This is a genomic window from Coprobacillus sp. (genome assembly GCF_984815275.1).
On the sequence record NZ_CFJNYH010000013.1, the window covers coordinates 1 to 21,722 of the forward strand.

19 protein-coding genes and 1 other annotated feature are annotated in these 21,722 nt (G+C 31.4%); of the genes, 3 read left to right on the top strand and 16 right to left on the bottom strand.

Features of this window, described 5'->3' with window-relative positions:
• From AC5M21_RS06050 to AC5M21_RS06090, 9 genes are all read right to left on the bottom strand, one after another.
• Window positions 1-492: protein phosphatase 2C domain-containing protein (locus tag AC5M21_RS06050; protein WP_493531478.1), on the bottom strand; the 492-nt coding region annotated here is incomplete at its 3' end.
• Window positions 493-1,521 carry a dual-specificity RNA methyltransferase RlmN gene (rlmN, locus tag AC5M21_RS06055; protein ID WP_008789824.1) on the bottom strand — a complete coding sequence of 343 codons (1,029 nt, stop codon included), beginning with the start codon at window positions 1,519-1,521 and terminating at the stop codon, window positions 493-495.
• Between the two features lie 4 nt (window positions 1,522-1,525).
• Window positions 1,526-2,776 carry a 16S rRNA (cytosine(967)-C(5))-methyltransferase RsmB gene (rsmB, locus tag AC5M21_RS06060; protein WP_008789825.1) on the bottom strand — a complete coding sequence of 417 codons (1,251 nt, stop codon included), beginning with the start codon at window positions 2,774-2,776 and terminating at the stop codon, window positions 1,526-1,528.
• Between the two features lie 4 nt (window positions 2,777-2,780).
• Window positions 2,781-4,970 carry a replication restart helicase PriA gene (priA, locus tag AC5M21_RS06065; RefSeq protein WP_008789826.1) on the bottom strand — a complete coding sequence of 730 codons (2,190 nt, stop codon included), beginning with the start codon at window positions 4,968-4,970 and terminating at the stop codon, window positions 2,781-2,783.
• An 895-nt stretch (window positions 4,971-5,865) separates the two neighbouring features.
• Entirely contained in the window at window positions 5,866-6,351 is a 486-nt protein-coding gene (locus AC5M21_RS06070; RefSeq protein ID WP_008789827.1) for a nucleoside-diphosphate kinase, read from the bottom strand.
• 119 nt (window positions 6,352-6,470) lie between these two features.
• Entirely contained in the window at window positions 6,471-8,693 is a 2,223-nt protein-coding gene (locus tag AC5M21_RS06075) for a RelA/SpoT family protein (protein ID WP_008789828.1), read from the bottom strand.
• A gap of 42 nt (window positions 8,694-8,735) precedes the next feature.
• Window positions 8,736-9,248, bottom strand: coding sequence for an adenine phosphoribosyltransferase (locus AC5M21_RS06080; RefSeq protein ID WP_008789829.1), 513 nt, complete (start codon window positions 9,246-9,248; stop codon window positions 8,736-8,738).
• Window positions 9,249-9,307: 59 nt separating this feature from the next.
• The gene (recJ, locus tag AC5M21_RS06085; protein ID WP_008789830.1) at window positions 9,308-10,930 is read right to left on the bottom strand and encodes a single-stranded-DNA-specific exonuclease RecJ; all 1,623 of its coding nucleotides are present in this window, start codon (window positions 10,928-10,930) and stop codon (window positions 9,308-9,310) included.
• Between the two features lie 39 nt (window positions 10,931-10,969).
• Window positions 10,970-11,257, bottom strand: coding sequence for a post-transcriptional regulator (locus tag AC5M21_RS06090; protein ID WP_008789831.1), 288 nt, complete (start codon window positions 11,255-11,257; stop codon window positions 10,970-10,972).
• Window positions 11,258-11,336: 79 nt separating this feature from the next.
• Here AC5M21_RS06090 and AC5M21_RS06095 point away from each other — a divergent pair, with 79 nt between their 5' ends.
• Window positions 11,337-12,638, top strand: a complete 1,302-nt coding sequence (locus AC5M21_RS06095; protein ID WP_008789832.1) for an oligosaccharide flippase family protein — start codon at window positions 11,337-11,339, stop codon at window positions 12,636-12,638.
• Window positions 12,639-12,664: 26 nt separating this feature from the next.
• On the opposite strand, the gene AC5M21_RS06100 is transcribed toward AC5M21_RS06095, so the two are convergent.
• From AC5M21_RS06100 to AC5M21_RS06115, 4 genes are read right to left on the bottom strand one after another with little or no spacing between them, the layout of a single operon-like run.
• Entirely contained in the window at window positions 12,665-13,780 is a 1,116-nt protein-coding gene (locus AC5M21_RS06100; RefSeq protein WP_008789833.1) for an aminotransferase class I/II-fold pyridoxal phosphate-dependent enzyme, read from the bottom strand.
• The gene (locus tag AC5M21_RS06105; protein ID WP_008789834.1) at window positions 13,780-14,505 is read right to left on the bottom strand and encodes an amino acid ABC transporter ATP-binding protein; all 726 of its coding nucleotides are present in this window, start codon (window positions 14,503-14,505) and stop codon (window positions 13,780-13,782) included. The genes AC5M21_RS06100 and AC5M21_RS06105 overlap by 1 nt, the downstream gene beginning before the upstream one ends.
• Window positions 14,498-15,178: an amino acid ABC transporter permease gene (locus AC5M21_RS06110; protein WP_008789835.1), complete on the bottom strand. Its 681-nt coding sequence runs from the start codon at window positions 15,176-15,178 to the stop codon at window positions 14,498-14,500. Before AC5M21_RS06110 ends, AC5M21_RS06105 begins: the two co-directional genes overlap by 8 nt.
• A gap of 8 nt (window positions 15,179-15,186) precedes the next feature.
• On the bottom strand, window positions 15,187-15,945 hold the full coding sequence (locus AC5M21_RS06115; protein ID WP_008789836.1) for a transporter substrate-binding domain-containing protein: 759 nt from the start codon (window positions 15,943-15,945) through the stop codon (window positions 15,187-15,189).
• Window positions 15,946-16,069: 124 nt separating this feature from the next.
• Window positions 16,070-16,277: a binding site (T-box leader), on the bottom strand.
• Window positions 16,278-16,649: 372 nt separating this feature from the next.
• Between AC5M21_RS06115 and AC5M21_RS06120 the strand changes: the two genes are divergently transcribed.
• Window positions 16,650-17,291 carry an alpha/beta hydrolase gene (locus tag AC5M21_RS06120; RefSeq protein WP_008789837.1) on the top strand — a complete coding sequence of 214 codons (642 nt, stop codon included), beginning with the start codon at window positions 16,650-16,652 and terminating at the stop codon, window positions 17,289-17,291.
• Between the two features lie 194 nt (window positions 17,292-17,485).
• Here AC5M21_RS06120 and AC5M21_RS06125 read toward each other — a convergent pair whose 3' ends face one another.
• Entirely contained in the window at window positions 17,486-18,049 is a 564-nt protein-coding gene (locus AC5M21_RS06125) for a GrpB family protein (RefSeq protein ID WP_017143761.1), read from the bottom strand.
• Between the two features lie 9 nt (window positions 18,050-18,058).
• A complete protein-coding gene (locus tag AC5M21_RS06130) occupies window positions 18,059-18,289 on the bottom strand; it encodes a hypothetical protein (RefSeq protein WP_008789839.1) in 231 nt (76 codons plus the stop codon).
• 204 nt (window positions 18,290-18,493) lie between these two features.
• On the opposite strand from AC5M21_RS06130, the gene eno reads away from it, so the two are divergent.
• Entirely contained in the window at window positions 18,494-19,747 is a 1,254-nt protein-coding gene (gene eno, locus AC5M21_RS06135; RefSeq protein WP_008789840.1) for a phosphopyruvate hydratase, read from the top strand.
• Between the two features lie 190 nt (window positions 19,748-19,937).
• Here the strand turns inward: eno and AC5M21_RS06140 are convergent, their stop codons facing one another.
• Window positions 19,938-21,674 (bottom strand): ABC transporter ATP-binding protein, encoded by a 1,737-nt coding sequence (locus AC5M21_RS06140; protein ID WP_017143762.1) that lies wholly within the window; start codon window positions 21,672-21,674, stop codon window positions 19,938-19,940.
• Window positions 21,675-21,722: the final 48 nt, after the last annotated feature.

The window sequence follows — 21,722 nt, forward strand, 5'->3', positions numbered from 1 at the left end:
CAAAACATTTTTCTGTGGATGATATAAAGCTTCATCCTTAGAAATTGTTCCTGAATCTACAAGCACATTGACCAATGTATCATCCTTCGTTAATTGTTTTAACTCATGATTTTCATAAAAATAAGCACGTGAGTCTCCAACATGAGAAATATAGATATAATCATCTTTTAATAGTGCTAAAACAACTGTAGTCCCCATACCTTCTAAATCATCAGAAATATGACTTTTTGACTTCACCAATTCATGAGCATGATTAATCATCTCCATCATCCATATGCGAATATCTTCCTCATTATGAAAATCCCCATGATTTTGATAATGTTCAATGATATCATCACATGTCAATTGAGATGCCACTTCACCCGCATTATGTCCTCCCATACCATCGCAGAGAACAATCAAACATTCATTGTCATTTTTTTGGAAATAACGCACATAATCTTGATTAACTGTCCTCACATTTCCAATATCACTCATTGCAATGACTTCCATCTACTTCTCACCTACTTTCTTTGCTCGTAATTGTCCACACGCTCCATCAATATCACGCCCATGCTCTTTTCTTTGCGTTACATTGATATGAAACCTCAAAAGTTCTGCCTTAAAAGCTTCAACATCTTTTTGTAGTGACTGTTGATAACCATGTTCATCAACAGCATTATAAGGAATCAAATTGACATATGCATTCAATCCTTTTACATAATGCGCCAATTGTCTAGCATGTGTAATATCATCATTAACGCCTTTTAAAAGAATATATTCTAATGTCACACGACGATTTGTCTTTTGAATATAGTATGCCAATGTTTCTCTTAACTTATCCATTGGATACTTTTTATTAATTGGCATTAACTGATTTCTAATTTCATCATTGGGAGCATGTAGAGAAATTGCCAAATTACTTTGAATCCCTTCGTGAGCATACATTTCAATCTTATCACATAAACCACATGTTGAAATCGTTATATGTCTAGCGCCAATTGCCAAACCTTTGGGATGGTTAATAATATGTATGAAATTCATCATATTGTCATAATTATCAAAAGGTTCACCTGTTCCCATCACAACCACATGAGATACACGTTCTCCTGTATCATGCATAACAGTTAAAACTTGATTGACCATCTCTCCTGCTGTCAAGTTTCTTTGCTTCTTTAATAATCCACTCGCGCAAAACTCACAAGCCATATTACAGCCAAGCTGACTTGTTATACACAAACTTCTCCCATAATCATGAACCATCAAAACAGCTTCTATCAAACCACCATCTTCTAATTCAAAAAGATATTTTATTGTTCCGTCCTTAGATACCTGTTTAACATTAATTTGAAGAGGTCCTATTGAATATAGTGCTGAAAGCTTTTGTCTGAGACCCTGTGATATATTATTCATTTCATGAAATGAATTCACATTTTTAAGATACAGCCATTCAAAAACTTGCGTTGCTCTAAACTTCTTTTCTCCTAATTCTAAAAATTCATCAATCAGTTGTTCTTGGGTATAATCATAAATTGATTTCATTATTTCATTCCTTTTCTAATAAACACATATAGAAACCATCACTATGGTATTGATATGGTAAAATTGTTGTTTCTTCAATCTTTTTCATATCAGAATGATTTTTTATAAAGGTTTCTATTTGCTTTCCGTTTTCTTTTTTATTAATTGTACAAGTACTATACACAATTCTACCACCATTTTTCAATAAAAAATATGCATTTTCTAATAATTTTTGTTGGATTTGAATAATTTCATCCATAGAATCAGAATCATGGTACTTTATTTCAGGTTTTCTTGCCAATACCCCCAAACCACTACATGGCGCATCTAATAAAATTCTATCAAATGTATCCGCTGGATATAATTCGATAAGATGTGTAGAATCATATGCTTGAACATGAACAATATCAACTCCCAAACGCTGCATTTGTTCTTTAACCAAAGGAATTTTATGTTCATATAAATCATAAGCATCAATTCTTCCCTGATTTTTCATCAAAGCAGCAAGATGTGATGTTTTCCCTCCAGGGGCACAACACATATCTAAAATATATTCATGAGGTTGAGGATTTAAAAGTCTTGCAACCATTTGACTAGATTCATCCTGAATGGTAACAAGTCCTTCCTGGTAATATTTTGTATTCGCAATATTTCCACGTTGATAATAAAGACAATCTGGACTCAATTGACCTTCACTCCACATGTCATCTTTTAATAATGATTCCTTTTTTGTTTTTAAAGTATTCACTCTGGCACTTTTATAAGGAACTTCATTATCAGCATAACAAATTTTCCTTGTTTCCTCTTCACCATATTGCTTAGAAAGCATTTTTACCAGCCATAAAGGATGACTTGTTTCAATTGATAAGCGTTCTTTTTCATCATCAAGTTCATCTAGGGAACGATGCTGATGAAAAGCATGGTTTAAAACTGCATTGATAAACTGGGCAGTTTTTGTTCCTTTTTTCTTTTTCGCCAAACGAACTGCTTCATTGACAATTGCATAATCAGGAATACTATCCATAAATTCATGCTGATATAAACTCATTAATAAAAGCATTTTTTCATAAGCTTTCACTCTTGTTTTTAAATGTGGTTCTAATAAATATTCAAGATAAAGCATATTTTGAACTGTTCCATACACAACTCTTGTTATAAAATCTTTTTGTTCTCTAGAAATCTGTTGATTTTGAAAACAGGCATGAAGAGATAAGTTCAAATAACTCTTCTCTTGTTTATATTTTAATAAAATGTCTAATGCAAATTGTCTATCCATAAATCTATATTTGTGAGTATGGATTAAAATCACATACTACAGTTACCTTTCCTTTTTGTTTTTTATTATAGAATTCATTAATAGTTTCTAAAGCCTGATAAACTTCTTGACTATGAATAAATTTTATGAGAATTCTCTCACGATATATATCCTGCATTTTAAAGATGCCACTTTTTGCTGGACCTAATAATACAGCTTGCTGAATATGTTTATCTAAATAGCCTTTGATTTCTATTGCTGCTTGATGAACCAGCCCTTCTTGTCGTGATTGAATAATTAAACTGACCATATGACAATATGGTGGATACTTAGCCTTTTGACGATAAAGCATTTCCTGTTTATAAAATGATTGATAATCATGATGAGCAGCGGATGTGATTGCATAATGTTCAGGATTATAAGTTTGTATTAAAACAGTTCCTTGTTTTTGACCGCGTCCGCTTCTTCCAGCCACCTGACACAATAACTGGAAGGTTCTTTCACTTGCCCGAAAGTCGGGAATATTCAAGCTTAAATCAGCATTCAATACACCAACAAATGTCACATCTTCAAAATCCAAACCTTTCGCAATCATTTGTGTTCCTAAAAGAATATTTCCCTCTTTATTCTTGAATTTTTCTAACAATTTCAAATGACCATTTTTTTGACGTGTTGTATCCACATCATAGCGAATAACACGAGCCCCATGAAACATTCTTTCAATTTCCTCTTCAATTTTCTGTGTTCCAAATCCAACCGTTTTTAGGTGCTTCGAACCACAATGAGGACAAACTTGAGGGTAAGGAATCTGATACTCACAATAATGACATTTTAAACGATGTTCATCCTTGTGATAAGTCAAAGATACATCACAATGGGGACATTTTATCACTTCTCCACAGTCTCGACATTGAACATAACTGGCATAGCCACGTTTATTCAAAAGCAAAATAACTTGTTCCTGCCGATCAAGAGTCATTTGAATGCGTTCTTTCATCGTTCTTGAGAACAATGAATAATTTCGATGATGCATTTCTTCTAACATATCAACAATCTCAACCTTTGGCAAAGGCTTCTGATTAATTCTTTTATCTAATGTATACAAATCATAAATGCCCTTCATTGCACGTGAATAACTCTCTAAAGAAGGTGTTGCGCTCCCCAATACAACAGAAGCATGATGTGATGAAGCACGCATTTTGGCAATTTGAGAAGTCAAATAGCGCGGTTTTGACTCTTGCTTATAACTCGCATCATGTTCTTCATCAAGAATAATCAAACCAATATTTTCAAGCGGTGCAAAAACAGCTGATCGTGCTCCTACAACAATTTTGACTTCCTGACGCTTAATGCGACGATACTCATCATATTTTTCACCTTGTGATAAGCGTGAATGCAAAATAGCAACAGCCTCTTTAAAACGTCGTTTAAACACTTCTACCATCATTGGTGTCAATGAAATTTCAGGCACCAGCATCATAACTGTCTTCCCTTGCTCTAATATATATCCAGCCAATGCCAAATAAATTTCTGTTTTTCCAGATCCAGTCACACCATGAATCAAAGAAACTCTCCCTGTTTTTTGCATAATCCCATCAACGATTGCCTGTTGATCAGATGTTAGTTCAACACGTTTGTTTTCCATTATATCTTTTGAAAATGGATTACGATAATCTTCCACTTGAACATATTGAACAAAACCTTGTTCAACTAATCTATCAACAACTCCTTTAGTATAAGGAATATCTTTGGCTTGTGATTGAGGATTTTCTTTTAAATACTCCAAACATTCTTTTTGTTTAATAGTTTGAGGTGTTCCATCATTTAACACTTCAATAATTGTTTTTAATTTTACTCCTACCGCATGTGTTGTACTTGGTTTTAATTGTGTTGGCAACATAGCTTGTAAACAGGCAATACGAGGAGATAGTGTCATTTGAGATAATGTATTCGCCAAATCTTGTAATTCCTGATTTAATAATGGTTCTTCATCAATCACTTCCAATATATAATGATATGTAAAACCAGCTTCTTGTTCTAATTCTTCCTTCGTTAAAGATGTTTTTTCAACATTCTCTACATATCCAATAATCTTACGATGATGAAAAGGAATCAAAACACGTACACCTTTATTTAAACAACTTTCACTTAAATAATCAAAAGTTGTATCTAAAGAATGAACAGGATGTTCAGTCAATACTTTGACAATATACATTTTCTCACCACCTTATTGTTGTTATTCTATCATAAAATCGCTTTCTTGAATAGAAAGAAATATGAAACCACTTCCCTTAGACATACCAAAATATAATAAAATTGATAAATCTTTCATATAAAACATATTTGCTTTTAATTATAAAATCAATAATGAAAATCATACTAAACATATGAGTTAACTCTTTGATTACATAATCATTTATAAGACCACTATGCTATCAAAAAAAGATAGGAGTTTTTATAACTCCTATCCCTTTTATATTAAGAAGAAATATTTATCTTCTATGTGAATAATTTATATTTTTCAATCTTAATTAATTATTCATATTCTTGTGAATAACTCATTTACTTATCATTCATATTTCATTCCATTATAAACAATTTCCTATTATCTACTCTTCACATTCTGACTTATCTATTTTACATATCTTAGGAATTTTTATAATTTCATTTCCATATCAATCATAATCTCACGAAGGATGTTTACATCTTTTCCATAAAGTGATTTCATTATACTTATTTACTAATGAATTTCTTATATATCTATATGAATTCATTCCAAATAAAATATATCATTCATTTATAAACTATTTTGTTCACTTATAATGATCTTTCTTTACTATATCATGAACTTTTTTCTTTATATCTAAGGCCTTTTCTTTAGGCCTAACGTATGTTAGGGGGTAAAACGTCTCTTATTAATCTATAATCTTTTGGTAGATTTAGATTAACCATGAATACAGGTCCCAAATATAAAGTTTTTATTCTTCTACTCTCCAGCATCTCTGTGACCTCCTTTCATGTTCTTTCCTTTTCTTCATTTATATCTTAACATATTTCCATCAAAATTGAAAGCCCTTTCACTTTCATATTTTGAAAATAAAAGATGGCTATTATAAGTTTAAAAATTTTTCCCAAATATGCAATTCCCTATTGGCAGATTCATGTGAATCAGAGGCATGAATAATATTATTAACAAGCCTATGTTCCTGATCAGCTTTCACATAACTATCCTGACTAAAATGCCCTCTAATCGAGTCTGGATCAGCCTGTACAGGATTCGTCTTTCCTACCAGTCGACGAGAATATGTAATAATATCCTCATCACCTTCATATGAAATTTTCATAGGCATAATATATTTAGGTCCATTGTAATAAAATGTATAAAAGAGTTTACCAGTAAAATCAATCTCTGCACCCTTTTCATCTATCACTTGTTGATAATGATCCAATAATATTTTCATAACTTCCATATCAACTTCTAATAAACATGATGACTCAACATGCAATCCATATTTTTCTAATTCCTGAATAACTTTTTCTTTTTTACCATCAACAAAAGCATCTGGCTTTAACATCATATATGTATATTGTTTCATATAAAATCCTCCTACTCTTTATAATATAACATACTTTTCAGTATATGAGAAATTATTCATACATATACAAAAAATCATATATTTGAAAATAGTTTTCCCAAATATATGATTCTTTATCATTAATGTATAACTCTTTTAATCTCATAGATTCCCTGAATCTTATTTAAATTATCAATTGTGAGTTGTAAAACTTCAGCATTTTCAACTGATAATCTCAACTGTATATTGGCATCCATATCATGAATACCAGCATTAATATTAAGAATATTCACTTTTACCTGCCCTAAGACTGTAATAATATCATTTAATAAATTAGGACGATCTAATCCTACTAATTCAATATCAACTTCAAAACGTTTTTCTGTAATATTTGTATAATCCCAATAAACATCAATCAATCGGCCTTTTTCTGCTCCATTCAAATTGGGACAATCAGCTCTATGAACCTTAATCCCCTGTCCTTTAGAAACATATCCAATAATTGGATCACCTGGAATTGGATTACAGCATTTAGATAATTGTACTTTTAATCCATCAACACCATTAACACTAATTCCTAAACTGCTACTATTTGAACGTTTCTGATTTTTAATAGCATTATTATTTTTTTTCAGCATTTTTGATAGATTATCAAAGAAACCTGTATGATTTGGGATAACTTTATCAAGTAATGTTGAAGCTGTTGCTTGTTTTTTTCCAATCACAAGCATTAAATCTTCAAAGTTATTTGCACCAAACGAACCATAATAAGCCTTGTAAGTATCCGGATCCATATACTTCTTTTCATCTAATTCACGTTTTTTAATTTCTTCTCTTAATAGTTTCTTACCCTCTTCAATTGTTTCTTTATGCGTTTCACTATCTTGTTTAGAAATATATTGACGTATTTTATTTCTGGCACCTGCAGTTTGAACAAATTTCAGCCAGTCTTCACTAGGACCAGAGTTTTTATTTGTCTTAATTTCACAAATATCTCCAGTCTTCAATTTAGTATTAATTGGGACCATAACATTATTAACAATGGCTCCAACTGCATGATGACCAACTTCTGTGTGAATACGATAAGCAAAATCAATAGGTGTAGCCCCATTTGGAAGTTCAACAATCTTTCCTTGTGGTGTCATCACATAAACATTGGCTTCAAAGATATCACGTCTTAAAGAATCATAGAATTCTTTTGCATCACCATCTTTAATTTCATCACTTAATGTAATAAAATCACCAAGCCATTGCAACTTCTCCCCAATTTCTTTTTGTTCTTGTTTAGAAGAGTAACCTTTATTTTCTTTATAACGCCAATGTGATGCCACTCCACGTTCTGCCAGTTCATCCATTTCTTCAGTTCGAATTTGAATTTCAAAAATATGTCCACCTTCACCAATAATAGCTGTATGAAGTGACTGATACATATTTGGTTTAGGCATTGCAATATAGTCTTTAAAACGCCCTGGCAATGGACGATAATGATCATGTACAATACCTAAGACTTCATAACATTTCATTTTATCTTTTAAAATAATGCGTAAAGCATTTAAATCATATAATTCATCAAATCGTTTATGCTTGATAACCATTTTCTTATAAATACTATAAATATGTTTAGCACGACCTTTCATGCGATAATCAATATGATTTTCATCTAATAATTGTTTGACAGATTGCATCATTTTATCAACTGATTCTCTCCGTTCGCTACGCTTTTCTTCAAGTAAATCAGAAATTTCTTTATATGCTTTTGGATCTAAATAATACAAACATAAATCTTCTAACTCAATACGAATATCGTTAATTCCTAAACGATGAGCTATTGGTGCATAGACTTCCAGCGTTTCTCTTGAAATACGCTGCTGTTTATCAGGACGCATATATTCTAGAGTACGCATATTATGCAGACGATCTGCCAATTTAATCAAGATAACACGAATATCTTTTGCCATTGCAATATAGATTTTACGATGATTCTCTGCATAAACATCTGCTTCATCTTTGAATGGCATTTTATTAATCTTTGTAACACCCTCAACAAGTGTTGTAATTTCTTCACCAAAACGCTCTACCATCTCTTCATGAGACACATCACAATCTTCCATAACATCATGTAACAAACCAGCAGCAATCGTAATTGGTCCTGTTTCTAAAGTCGAAAGAATGTATGCAACCCAGATCAAATGAATTGTATATGGTTCCCCACTTTTTCGTTTTTGTCCCTCATGTTTAACCATAATGAAATCATAAGCCTTTTTAATAAGATCAATACTTTCCGGTTTTGTAATATAAGTTGAACAAACATCTAAAACATCCTGAAATATGACTTGATCATGTGCTCCTTTATATTCCATCATTCTTCCTCCTTTCATTTATGAAAAAAGAGACAATGTCTCTTTTTAATACTTTAAGACAGAATAAATATCATATCCTTTTAAAAGGTCTCTTCCTTTTAATGCTTCTAATTCAATCAAGAAAGCAATTCCTACGACATTTCCACCCATTTGTTCAATTAAAGACACAGCAGCTTCAACAGTCCCTCCTGTTGCTAATAAATCATCAACAATCAAAACATTTTGCCCTGGCTTAATACTATCACTGTGCATTTGAATTTCATTATGACCATATTCTAATTCATAAGTCTTAGACAAAATTTCTCTTGGTAATTTCCCAGGTTTTCTTACTGGAACAAATCCACATCCCAATTCTAAAGCAACAGGACATCCAAATAAAAACCCACGTGCTTCTGGTCCAGCAATAACATCTACGTTTTTATCCTTACCAAATTCAGCTAACAAACGAACAGACTCTTGATAAGCATCTTTATCAGCAAGTAAAGGTGTGACATCTCTAAACAGAACACCTGGTTCAGGAAAATCAGGTATATCTGCTATATATTTCTTTAAATCCATAGCTAAAAAGCCCTCCTTGTTTCTTTATTATACCAAAATTCATCATAATAATAAAGAATCTATACAATATCTTTTATAATAAAATTTATACTCTTTTGATTTCTAAATTCATTTACACTTAAAGTGCCAACAATACTTATATATTTTTTATCCTTTAATTCATCAAATAACTGTCCTTGTTGAAAATACAATGCAGTCATCTTTGTACGAGGAAAATCAATATCCATTTTTAAATGTTTTCCTCCACTTAACTGATAAAATTTCATGACAGGAACATCTTTCAAAAGATATAAAGGCTCTTCATTTCCCATCCCAAAAGGTTCCAACATAGCCAAAGATTCTATATTTTCAATACTTAAATCATTTTCATCAATCAATAAAGCATTGGTCGTTGCATGAAGTTCAACATCCTTTAAATTCTCTTCTATACAATGATAAAAAGATTCAAAATGGTCTTCATCAATACTAAATCCACCAGCTAAAGAATGCCCTCCAAAAGCCACAAATTGCTCACTATGAGCAGTGAAAAATTCATGCAAAGAAAATCCATCAACACTTCTCGCACTGCCTTTATATATACCAAGTTGTTTATCATAATGCATAACAAAACTTGGTCTTTCATATTGACGAGTATATTTACCAGCAATTAATCCAACCAGCCCCTCATGAACATCTTCGCTAGCCCAATATAAAAATTCATCATTCATTTTTTCACTTGCCAAAGTATATTGTTCATTTGTTAAAGCCTGTCTTTTTGAATTAATTTGTGTCGCCATTTGAGCAACTTTCATCATTAAATCTCTTGGTGCATCCTTTAAGAAATATTTAACCAGAATATTCGGATTGCATAATTCTGGCAATCTTCCAAATGAATTGATTTTAGGAGCAATTGTAAAACCTATTGTTGTTGTCGTATAGCTTTGCTGATCTCCTAATAATAATTCTAAAGATGGATATTTTTCACTCTTCATAAAAGTCAATGCTTTTTTAACAAGAGAACGGTTCTCATCTAATAAAGGCATCATATCAGAAATCGTTGTAATAGCTGCCAAACAATATAAATATTTATCTTGTTTCTCTAATAATGCACTCGCCAATTTATAAGCAACAAACCCACCTGATATTTCTTTAAAAGGATATTCTGGTGAAAGTTTGGTATGAATAAAAGACATAGCGTCAGGCAAATCATTATCAAATTGATGATGATCTGTAATAATGACATCAACACCTAACTCATTTGCACACTCTACAGCATCAAAAGCTTTCACACCATTATCAACTGTAATGATTAAAGAATATCCTCTTTGAGCCATTTGCTTCACTCTAGCAGCATTTAATCCATAGCCATCATCAAAACGATTAGGAATATGATAACCTACCTGTACTCCTAATTCTGCAAACGCCTGGACAAGAATCGTTGTTGCTAAGATTCCATCACAATCATAATCACCATAAATGCATATTTTTTCTTCATTCTCAATAGCCTCATGAATTCTTTCTAATGTCATATCAGCTTCTTCAAACAAAGAAAAATCATGATAGATGAGTCTAGGACTTAATAGTGTTTGTAAAGTCTCTTGATCATATTCATGAATATCAATAACTTTGGCCAATAAGGAATTGACTTGATATTGATTTTGAATATCTTGATATTTTTTTGGTTCTATAATTTTATATTCCATAATATATTCTCCTTAAAAAGAAAAATAACTGACTAACAGTTATTTCGCAATCAATTCACTAAAATCATTTAAATTCAAAGACGACGCTTCTTTAATCACTTTCACTTTTAAATAATCAAAGACCTCCGAAAAACGAAGAGACATAATATCATCAATCACATCACACATAGCCAATGTTTCTTCATTTTTCCATTTGATTTTATAAAGGTATTCTTTAATATCACTAGCATCGATATCATGAACCCCCTCTGTCTTGAACTCATTAGCCTTGATTCGAATTAAAAAAAGAATATCTAATGGCAAGTTATTCTTGAGATTGATTTCCATTTACTGCACTTCCTAACATATTTCTCAATTTTTCAACATATTTATTATAAAGGAAAATCACCAATAAAGGAAGTGTTTTATGAAAAGAAAATTGATTAATTCATTTATTATCTTAAGTGGCAGTACCCTCATAACCAAGGTCTTCTCAGTGTTTAACAGAATGCTTTTATCGAGACTTTTAAGTGAACAAGGTATGGCATTATACATTTTGGTTATTCCGACACTTTCTTTGTGTATAACCTTAGCCCAGTTTTCCATTCCGTCTGCTGTCTTTCGATTAATTTCACATCCAAAATACAACAATAAGAAAGTCATAATCTCAGCAATTCTGATATGTTTTGCCTCTTGTCTTTTGATAATGTTATCTATTTTATGTTTTTCACAAATTATAGCCCATGATTTTTTAAAACAAGATCAAGCCTATTATCCACTTTTAACTATGCTGCCTTTTATTCCTTTGGTTGCTATTAGTGGAATTATTAAGAATTATTATTTAGGAAAAGAAGATGTTTGGACTTTATCAGTTGCTCAATTACTTGAAGAAGTTGCTCGAATTATTTTCACTTATTTTATGATTAAATCATTTGTAAACCTTGATATGACTTATCTTGTTTCTATTGCAATACTCGCTATGAGCGTTGGTGAACTTGCATCTATCATTTATTTATATTTCAAAATGCATCGCAAAGTTAATGTAACCTACCACCCCATTGAATACTTTAAAGATCATTTCATTCTCAAAGACATGATGAATATCGCCCTACCTTTAACAGGCTCACGCATTTTGCATACATGCTATAACTTTATTGAGCCAATTGTTCTGGTGGCAATTTTAACCAAATTAAATATTAATGAATCAGATATTCATATGCAATATGCTATTATCAGTGGCTATGTTATATCATTGCTTGTTACTCCAACATTCTTCAACAACGTTGTTTTACGTTTATTACTTCCCATTTTAAATAAAGATATAGCATACCGGCGTCTAAGAGACTTACGGAAACATGTTATTTATGGTGTTATCGTTTGCTTCCTTATCAGTTTACCATTTACTTTGTTATTTTACTTTTGGGGCGACAAGTGCCTGCTGTTTATGTATAACACAAACAACGGTTATGATTATCTAAAATACATGTCTATTCCTTTTACCCTCTTTTATTTGCAGACCCCCTTAAGTGCAACACTTCAGGCTCTCAATAAGAATAAAGAAATGTTCATGATGAGCACTCTAGAAGTCATTATTGAATTTGTCTGCTTATTAATATTAACTCCTCGCTATCATGTTTTAAGTGTTGCTATGGTTATGCTGATTGGTCTATTTACAACTCTGGTGTTATCCATTTATCATGTTTATAAATATGTTTATAGAGAAGCATAAAGGAGGATTATTTCATCCTCCTTTAACTATTTATCAAATTGTCTTAACCATTGTGAAAACAATGGTAATCCTTCTTTAATCTCATTTAAATGAGTCAATCCAAATCGTAAATGATTTTCCACTCCAAACGCACTTCCTGGAACAAAGAATATACCTGTTTCTGCCTGTAATTTTTCACAGAATTCAATAGATGGCATATCAACTTCATATTTCAAGAAACAAACTGTTCCTTCATCAGGAATAACACAAGACACCAAATGCTCTTGTTCTAACCATGATTTTAATATTTTTTTACTTTCATCACAAATATAAAGACTTCTCTTGATAATATGCTCTTTGTTTTCAAGAACAAGACATGCAAGATAATCGTCCATTGGTCCACTACTAATAATATGATAATCTCTACGCATATCAATTGTGTGAACAACCTCTTTAGAACCTTTTATCCAACCTAAGCGAAGCCCAGGAAATGAAAAGACTTTTGATAGACTCTGTGTCACGATAGCTTTCTCATAATAATCACTAAATGAAGGAGACATAGTTTGGGTAATGGTATTGACACCCCGATAAATTTCATCACACAAAATATAACAATCAAAATCCTTAGCCAAAGTGATAAGTTCTTTCATAAATGATAATGGCAGTGTTGTTCCCGTTGGATTATTAGGTGAATTTAAACAAATCATCTTTGTATTATTTCTCATACATTGTTTAAAATCTTCAATTGTTGGCATCCATTTTTTTTCTTCAGATAAATGAATCAAAGACACTTCACAGCCCAATGATTTAGGAAAGTCGTACATTTGTTGATAAGATGGAAATAGACTGACAATATGGTCGCCCGGTTCTAGCAATGATATCATAACCAACTCATTAGCATTGATTGCACCATGTGCGATGGTAATATTCTCTACAGTACCTGTTTCATATAAAGACAAAATAGCTTGTTTAAGACGAGATGACCCAACTATTGGACCATAGTCCAAGGTCATTGACATTATTGTTTTAGAAATATCTTCTTGAACATATTTTTGAAGGTCATTTAAAGACAAGGATGACACACATGTCTCTGTCAAATTATATCGACAATGATTTTCATGATCTGTCATCCAAGTTTCAACTTCAAACTCTGCAATTTTCATTAATGCATGACCTTATTCAAGAAGTCTTGGGCTCTTTCTGTTTTGGGCTGAGAAAAGAATGCTTTTGAACTATTTTCCTCAATAATCTTACCATCTTCTAAGAAGATAACACGATCAGCAACTGTCCTAGCAAATCCCATTTCATGTGTAACAACAACCATTGTCATTCCTTCTTTTGCTAGTTCCTGCATAACTTCTAAAACTTCAATAACCATCTCTGGATCCAGAGCACTTGTAGGTTCATCAAATAACATAATCTCAGGATTCATACACAAACTTCTCGCAATTGCTACACGTTGTTTTTGTCCACCTGATAACTTGTTTGGATACTCGTCTTTCTTATCCAATAAGCCAACTCTTTTTAAATATTGGCAAGCAATCTCTTTCGCTTCTTCTTTTGATTTTTTCATAACTTGAATTGGTGCTAAAGTTAAATTTTCTAACACTGTCATATTGGGAAATAAATTGAAGTGCTGAAAGACAAATCCCATTTTATTTCTTAATTCACGATAATGTTCTTCTTTAGGGTCTAATAATTGATCATTTAAGTAAACAGCCCCTTTTTCTGGCTTCTCTAAACCATGAATACATCTTAAAACAGTACTTTTCCCTGAACCAGATGGTCCAATTAAACAAACAATCTCACCTTTTTTAATTTCTAAAGAAACGTCATCAACTGCTTTTAAACTATTGAATTGTTTTGTCATATTTTCTACTTTAATCACTGGCAGCCAACTTCCTTTCTAGTCTTCTTGCAAAATATGAAACTGTTAATGTCATAGCCAAATACATACATCCAGCAGTCACAAGTGGAACAAGATAATTAGAGTAATTTGCTCCCATTACTTGTGTTCTTAATAACAATTCACTCACACCAATACAACTGATTAAAGATGAATCCTTAATCAGCGTAATAAATTCACTAACGATTGGTGGAACAATTCTTTTAAAAGCTTGTGGTAAAATAACATGACGCATAGTCTGAATATAATTCATCCCAATTGTCTCACATGCTTCCCACTGTCCTTTATCAACACCTTGAATTCCACTTCTAATCAGTTCTGTTGAATAAGCACCACTATTGATACTTAATGCAATTAAACCACAAATAAATGGATCAGCATTAAACCTTTCTCCAGTGATTGATTGAATAATCAATGGAACAGCCAAATAAAAGAATAAGATTTGAAGTAGCATTGGTGTTCCTCTGATAACTTCAACATAAACATTTCCTAAAATACGTAATATTTTATACTTAGAAAGTTTTGCAGCAGCACCTAAAGTTCCTAAAATCAATCCTAAGCATACAGCTATCGCCGCAAGTAACAAGGACAACCCTGCTCCTTGAAGCATAAATATTAAATTGTCCTGAGTTAAAAACTTTGTAAGTACATCCATCTATATTCCTATGCTCCCCATTTTTCTTTTAATTCATTATATTTATCCGAACCAACAAATTCATCTAATGCTTTATTAACAGCATTCATTAATTCAGTATTTCCTTTTTTAGAAATAATTAAGTTTTCTTCTTCCAATAAAGCTTGATCAATCATTTTAAATCCTGAATTATCAACATAGTTCTTAGCCACTGCATAATCTAAAATAACTGCATCTACTCCACCAGTTCTTAAAGTTTCAACCAATACTTTTACATCTGTAACTGCTTTTACATCAGCATTTTTAATATCTTTAGCACAAGTTTCACCAGTTGCTCCTACTTGAGCCCCTACTTTTTTACCTTCTAAATCAGCAGCTGTCTTAATATTACTATCACCAGCAATTAAAGCAACTTGTTTTGAATCGTTGTATTTATGTGACCATTCAACATCCCATTCATCATGTTTCGTAAATCCAGAAATTCCTAAATCAACTTGATCTGTTTCAACACTTGAACGAATTGACTCAAATGACATTTGTTTAAATTCATAAGAATAATTCCCACCATTTTTATTCATGATATCTACCAATTCTTTAGTCATATCAATATCAAAACCTTCCATTTCATTCTTTGTATTTAAAGATTCATATGGTGGATAATCAGGCGAAATCCCAATCAATAATTTTGTTTCTTTTTTATCGCCACTATCAGTATTGTCTCCACCACCACAAGCAGTCACCATAACTGCCATCATAATAACTAACATCACTTTTAATATCTTTTTCATAGTTCTTCCCTCTTCTTTCTTGTCTTATTTGTTTACCTTGATAAATGAATAGTTTCACCTACCGCAATAGACTCATCCTCATAAACTCAACCTCCCTAATAAAAAAACGCCTCTTAGTTTTAAACTAAGAGACGAAAGATTCCGCGGTACCACTCTTGTTGATATATCAAAGATATATCCCCTCTTGTCTTTAAAGCAGACTGACTCATTATCCTACTCAATTCAGATATTGCTCTCCAAAGTGCGGTTCATCTAAATCAGTATACTAACCTCACACCAACGTTAGCTCGCTTGATACTTCCTTAAACTACTCTCTTTTTCATTGAGTTTTTATATTTAACTGTATTATAACGAATTGTCTGCAATTGTCAATACTTAATTTTAATTTTCAACATTAAAAACAAAGGCAATTAATCATGCCATCTCTTAAAATACAATACTTAGGACTGTTCATTAATATAGAAAACATCTATTTTCTCAAAATGAATGCATAAGCCTATCTGTTTAAACAAATAGGCTTATGATAAAGATCATATTCATAAAACAACATAAAAACTTTCATTACTCAAAAAAATAACTTTCTCTTTCAATTGCCAATGTTATTGAACAGGTATATAATTACCCTATCAATATCGTTTGTGTTTAAATACTTTTTAAACTTTTTTATATGATGGCAAACGAGAATTCATAGGAGGAAATGAGTCATGAGATTGATGATGCTTTATGGTGTTAATTGTACGAAAGATGTATGGAATCATATAGTCCCTTACTTCAAAAATTTCGAAATAGATTATGTTGAATATCCTCATGAAATAACTTCAACCGCAAAAAAAGTTGATGATATAACTGAATGGGTCTATAAAAATTATAATCAGCATCACTATGATGCTATTATAGGTCATAGTCTTGGAGGAATAATTGCAATGCAATTAATCACAAAATACAAAATGAAAGTTGATAAATTAATTTATCTAGATACAAATCTAAAGCCCGCTAATAAATTTTATAGAAATTTGATGACACAAAAAAACATGGAAAAATATGGCGTAAGTATTCTACAAATATTAAATAAAGAACGAAGATTCTATACTGATGAATTATTGGAATCAATTCAAGTTGATTTTGATTATACCAATTTAGTTAATGAAATCCCACAGAATATTTACGCTATATATGGGGATAGAGGCATGCCTGAATATCCAAATAAAATTCAAGATTTAAATTTATCACCCCAAACCTTAAGCAACCTAAATTTGGTGTTTATCCACAATTCCTGTCATATGATTATGGTTGAAAACCCTAAGCAATTATCAGAAGTTATTAAAAAAATATTAGAAGCCAAATAGCAGCCTATGATAATTAGTAACTAAAATAATATGTTTTTAAAGATTTAAAATTTCAATAATTACCCTTGATTTTAGCCTCTCGAACTATAACAAGGGCAATTTTCACATTTTCTATAACAAACGGCAGTATTTATCATCCCATTATGCATAAACACTAACAGCAAAGAGCAAACTCTTTACTGTTAGTGTTTATATTATTTTGTTGATGCTCGTTCCATGATTTCTAAAACAACCTGACTCTTAGCATCTGCATAGTTTTGAACATATTTCCAAATCTGCTTTGCCAACTGACGCTTTGTATCAGCATACAATTCTCTATCAGCATCATTTTCACGCAGCCAATTTCTAAACAGCAGCATCTTATCAATTTCACTTGCTCCTTGACTAAAAACATGCAAATTAATATCAGTATCTGGCCCCTTAAGCATGCGATGTTCAAACCATTCTGGCTCTCTAATTTTTAGCCAATAACCTGCACTTAAAAGTTCTGGAATATAATCATCTTCGCTAGAAGAATCATCCACAACCATGAGAATATCAATAATAGGCTTAGCGCACAAACCTGGTACTGATGTTGACCCAACATGCTCTATGCATTTTATTTTGTCACCAAGAATTGTTAACAAGCGTTTTTCTTCATACTTATAAACAATTGGCCAAGAATCGTTATATTCTTCTAAAACGATAGTATGATTATACGGCTCTAATGATTGTACATTAACTTCATTTAAATATTCATCACTTAATCTCTTCTTCATGCCCACCACCTACTTCATATGACTTAAAATCTTCTTAGAAATATCATTTAATTTGGATAATGGTTCGTGCATCATATCCAATTGTTCTTGGACTTCATCTAACTGTCTATTTGTTTCTTCAATATCATGACGATATTCTTTAATTTCTTTAATTTCATGAGTCATCTTTTCTCTTTTATCTAAAAAATATACTGCTAAGATAAGAGCGAAAAGTCCTCCAATAATATAGATAACAATCATAACTATCCCTCATTTCTTTATTTATTATAACATAACTTTTCTTATTTGAATAATATATTCTTTGTCAATCTCTTATTCATCTATTATTGAATAACCACAAAAAAATATACAAATCACTGATTTAAAAAAGATAATTTGATTATCATATGAAAATGAATAATTTCTTTTATTTTGCCCACCCTATTCAAAAAGGAGTGAAAGTATATGCCATATATTACAAATATGTTTGCTAGACAAGTTTTAGATTCAAGAGGTTTCCCAACAATTGAAGTAGAAGTTTATACTGAAAGTGGTGCTAAAGGGAAAGCCATTGTTCCCTCTGGTGCTTCTACAGGAATTTATGAAGCTCATGAATTAAGAGATGAACAAAAAGATTGTTATTTAGGAAAAAGTGTTTTTAAAGCTGTTAATCATGTGAATGATCTCATTCAAGATCATCTTCTAGGTTATGATGTCACAAATCAGAGATTAATCGATGAAGAATTAATCAAATTAGATGGAACTCAAAACAAATCAAAGCTAGGTGCGAATGCTATATTAGGGGTTTCTTTAGCTTGTGCAACTTGTGCAAGTAATTATTATGATATGCCACTTTATCAATATATTGGTGGTTGCAATGCTCATGTTTTACCAATTCCAATGATGAATATAATTAATGGTGGCGCTCATGCTGATAACCCATTAGACTTCCAAGAGTTTATGATTGTTCCTGTTGGTGCTCATAGTATCCAGCAGGCTATCGAAATGGGTTCAACTGTTTTCCATCATCTCAAAAAGATTTTAAAAAACAAAGGCTTAAATACCTCTGTTGGTGATGAAGGTGGCTTTGCACCAATGTTAGAAGACAATGATGAAGCATTAAAATTAATTGTTGAGGCCATTCAAAATGCTGGATATAAAGCTAAAGATGATATTTGTATTGCTTTAGATGTTGCGGCCAGTGAATTCTATCATGACGGTTTTTATCATATGCAAGGTAAAAATTACACTTCTAGTGAATTGGTAACATATTATCAAAATTTATGCAGTCATTATCCCATCATTTCAATTGAAGATGGTTTAGATCAAGACGATCAAGAAGGTTGGATGGCTCTTACAAAGCATTTATCATCTATTATGCTTGTTGGTGATGATTTATTTGTCACAAATAAACAACGTTTACAAATGGGTATTGATGAAAACATTGCGAATGCGATTTTAATTAAAGTCAATCAAATAGGAACTTTAACAGAGACGTTAGATGCGATTGAATTAGCCAAACAACATCAATACAAAGTTATTGTTTCTCATCGTTCTGGAGAAACTGAAGATACATTTATTGCTGATCTCGCAGTTGCTACAAATGCTGGTTACATCAAAACTGGTTCCATGTCAAGAAGTGAACGTATTGCAAAATACAATCAATTGTTACGTATTGAAGAAGAACTAATTCCAACACAGTGTTATGGAAATCAATAAAAAAATCATATCCAAGTGATATGATTTTTTATATAAATTTCATTTTATCATTTATAACAAAAGACACTTATCACAAAAATATAATGCATAATATTCAAACATAGATCAAGTCATAACAGGTATGGAAAATTATCTTCAAAAAGTCTTAAAACAATTTTCTTTTCCTGACTTCCTCTTCAAATACTCTTATTTATTGATCTTTAAACTGCATATTATATAAATAAGCATATTGACCTTGACGTTCTAACAATTCTTCATGTGTCCCCTCTTCTTCAATTCCTTTTTCAGTTAAGACACAAATTCTTTTAGCATTTTTAATCGTTGATAAACGATGCGCAATAACAAATGTTGTACGATTTTTAGCTAATGATTCTAATGATTCTTGAACAATATGTTCACTTTCATTATCTAAAGCACTGGTTGCTTCATCAAAAATTAATATCGGTGGATTTTTTAAGAAAACTCTAGCAATTGACAATCTTTGTTTTTGTCCACCTGATAATTTAACTCCCCTTTGACCACAATCTGTATCGTATCCTTCAGGCAATTCCATAATAAAATCATGCGCATTGGCTTGTTTAGCAGCTTCAATAACCTCTTCATCAGTTGCACCGAATTTTCCATAACGAATATTGTCCATAATGGTTCCAGCAAACAAGTAAACATCTTGTTGAACAATTCCAATATTTTCTCTTAATGATGCTAGTTTGACTTCTCTGATATCTTTGCCATCTATCGTAATAGCCCCTTCACTCACCTCATAGAAACGAGGCAATAAAGAACATATTGTTGTCTTTCCTACTCCTGATGAACCTACCAAAGCAATATAATCAGCTGGTTTCACATCAAGGCTGATATGTTGAAAAACATAATCATTCTTTTCATTATATCTGAATCCAACATCATGAAATTCAATATGACCTTGAACATCCTTTAACTCAACAGCATCTTTATGATCTTGAATATCTGGTTGAATTTCTAAGATTTCCATAAAACGTTCAAATCCAGTTGCCCCCTCTTGGAACTGTTCAGTAAAATTAATTAATTTCTTTACTGGTTCAATTAAATTCGCAATATATAAGACAAAAGCTATTAAATCTGGTGTTGTAATCAATTCTTGACTAATAAACAGCGCTCCAAAGAAAATCACTGCAACTGTAATCAAACTCGTAAAAACACCTAATCCAGAATGATATTTCGCCATATATAAATAACTATTGCGTTTACTGTTAACAAAGTTTGTATTTTCAACTTGAAATTTATCCATTTCCTTAGACTCATTAGCAAAGCTTTTGACAACACGAATACCTGATAAATTATCTTCTATACGAGCATTAATATCACCAATTCTTTGTTTATTTCTCTTAAATGCTTTTTTCATTTTTTTGTTATAGTATAATGCAAATCCACCCATAACAGGAATAAATGCAAATACAATTAACGTTAATTGTAAATTGATTGTAGATAAAATAACAAAAGCTCCAACAAATTTAATTAATGAAATCACAATATCTTCTGGACCATGATGATAAAGTTCAGTCAGTGAAAAGATATCATTTGTGATACGAGACATTAATTGTCCTGTCTTTTGTTCATCATAGAAACTGAAAGATAATTTTTGATAATGCTCAAACAATTCATTACGGATATCTCTTTCCATATATGTCCCCATAACATGCCCTTGATAAGCTACATAGAAATTACAAAAGAATTCAATAATGACCAAAACAACCATAATCAATCCCAATTGATAAATAATTTTTAAATCAATTGGACTTTCAATCAATATAACTCCTGTAATATAACGGGTAAGCATTGGAAAAACCAAAGTAATAGCTGCCGCTACCATAGCACAGAACATATCTGTAAAAAACAACTTTTTATATGGCTTATAATATGATAAAAACTTTCTAAATCTTCCCTTCATTTTCATTTTCCCCCTTTATTCATGTTGATATTGTACATCATTTTCAAA

Bases quoted from the DNA above. Each gene is read 5' to 3' on its own strand.
- rlmN (WP_008789824.1), bottom strand. From the start codon at position 1,521: ATGAAATCAATTTATGATTATACCCAAGAACAACTGATTGATGAATTT.
- AC5M21_RS06090 (WP_008789831.1), bottom strand. From the start codon at position 11,257: ATGGAAATCAATCTCAAGAATAACTTGCCATTAGATATTCTTTTTTTA.
- AC5M21_RS06130 (WP_008789839.1), bottom strand. From the start codon at position 18,289: ATGATTGTTATCTATATTATTGGAGGACTTTTCGCTCTTATCTTAGCA.
- recJ (WP_008789830.1), bottom strand. From the start codon at position 10,930: ATGGAATATAAAATTATAGAACCAAAAAAATATCAAGATATTCAAAAT.
- AC5M21_RS06115 (WP_008789836.1), bottom strand. From the start codon at position 15,945: ATGAAAAAGATATTAAAAGTGATGTTAGTTATTATGATGGCAGTTATG.
- AC5M21_RS06125 (WP_017143761.1), bottom strand. From the start codon at position 18,049: ATGAAGAAGAGATTAAGTGATGAATATTTAAATGAAGTTAATGTACAA.
- AC5M21_RS06095 (WP_008789832.1), top strand. From the start codon at position 11,337: ATGAAAAGAAAATTGATTAATTCATTTATTATCTTAAGTGGCAGTACC.
- AC5M21_RS06075 (WP_008789828.1), bottom strand. From the start codon at position 8,693: ATGATGGAATATAAAGGAGCACATGATCAAGTCATATTTCAGGATGTT.
- AC5M21_RS06120 (WP_008789837.1), top strand. From the start codon at position 16,650: ATGAGATTGATGATGCTTTATGGTGTTAATTGTACGAAAGATGTATGG.
- priA (WP_008789826.1), bottom strand. From the start codon at position 4,970: ATGTATATTGTCAAAGTATTGACTGAACATCCTGTTCATTCTTTAGAT.
- rsmB (WP_008789825.1), bottom strand. From the start codon at position 2,776: ATGGATAGACAATTTGCATTAGACATTTTATTAAAATATAAACAAGAG.
- AC5M21_RS06080 (WP_008789829.1), bottom strand. From the start codon at position 9,248: ATGGATTTAAAGAAATATATAGCAGATATACCTGATTTTCCTGAACCA.
- eno (WP_008789840.1), top strand. From the start codon at position 18,494: ATGCCATATATTACAAATATGTTTGCTAGACAAGTTTTAGATTCAAGA.
- AC5M21_RS06070 (WP_008789827.1), bottom strand. From the start codon at position 6,351: ATGAAACAATATACATATATGATGTTAAAGCCAGATGCTTTTGTTGAT.
- AC5M21_RS06140 (WP_017143762.1), bottom strand. From the start codon at position 21,674: ATGAAGGGAAGATTTAGAAAGTTTTTATCATATTATAAGCCATATAAA.
- AC5M21_RS06110 (WP_008789835.1), bottom strand. From the start codon at position 15,178: ATGGATGTACTTACAAAGTTTTTAACTCAGGACAATTTAATATTTATG.
- AC5M21_RS06100 (WP_008789833.1), bottom strand. From the start codon at position 13,780: ATGAAAATTGCAGAGTTTGAAGTTGAAACTTGGATGACAGATCATGAA.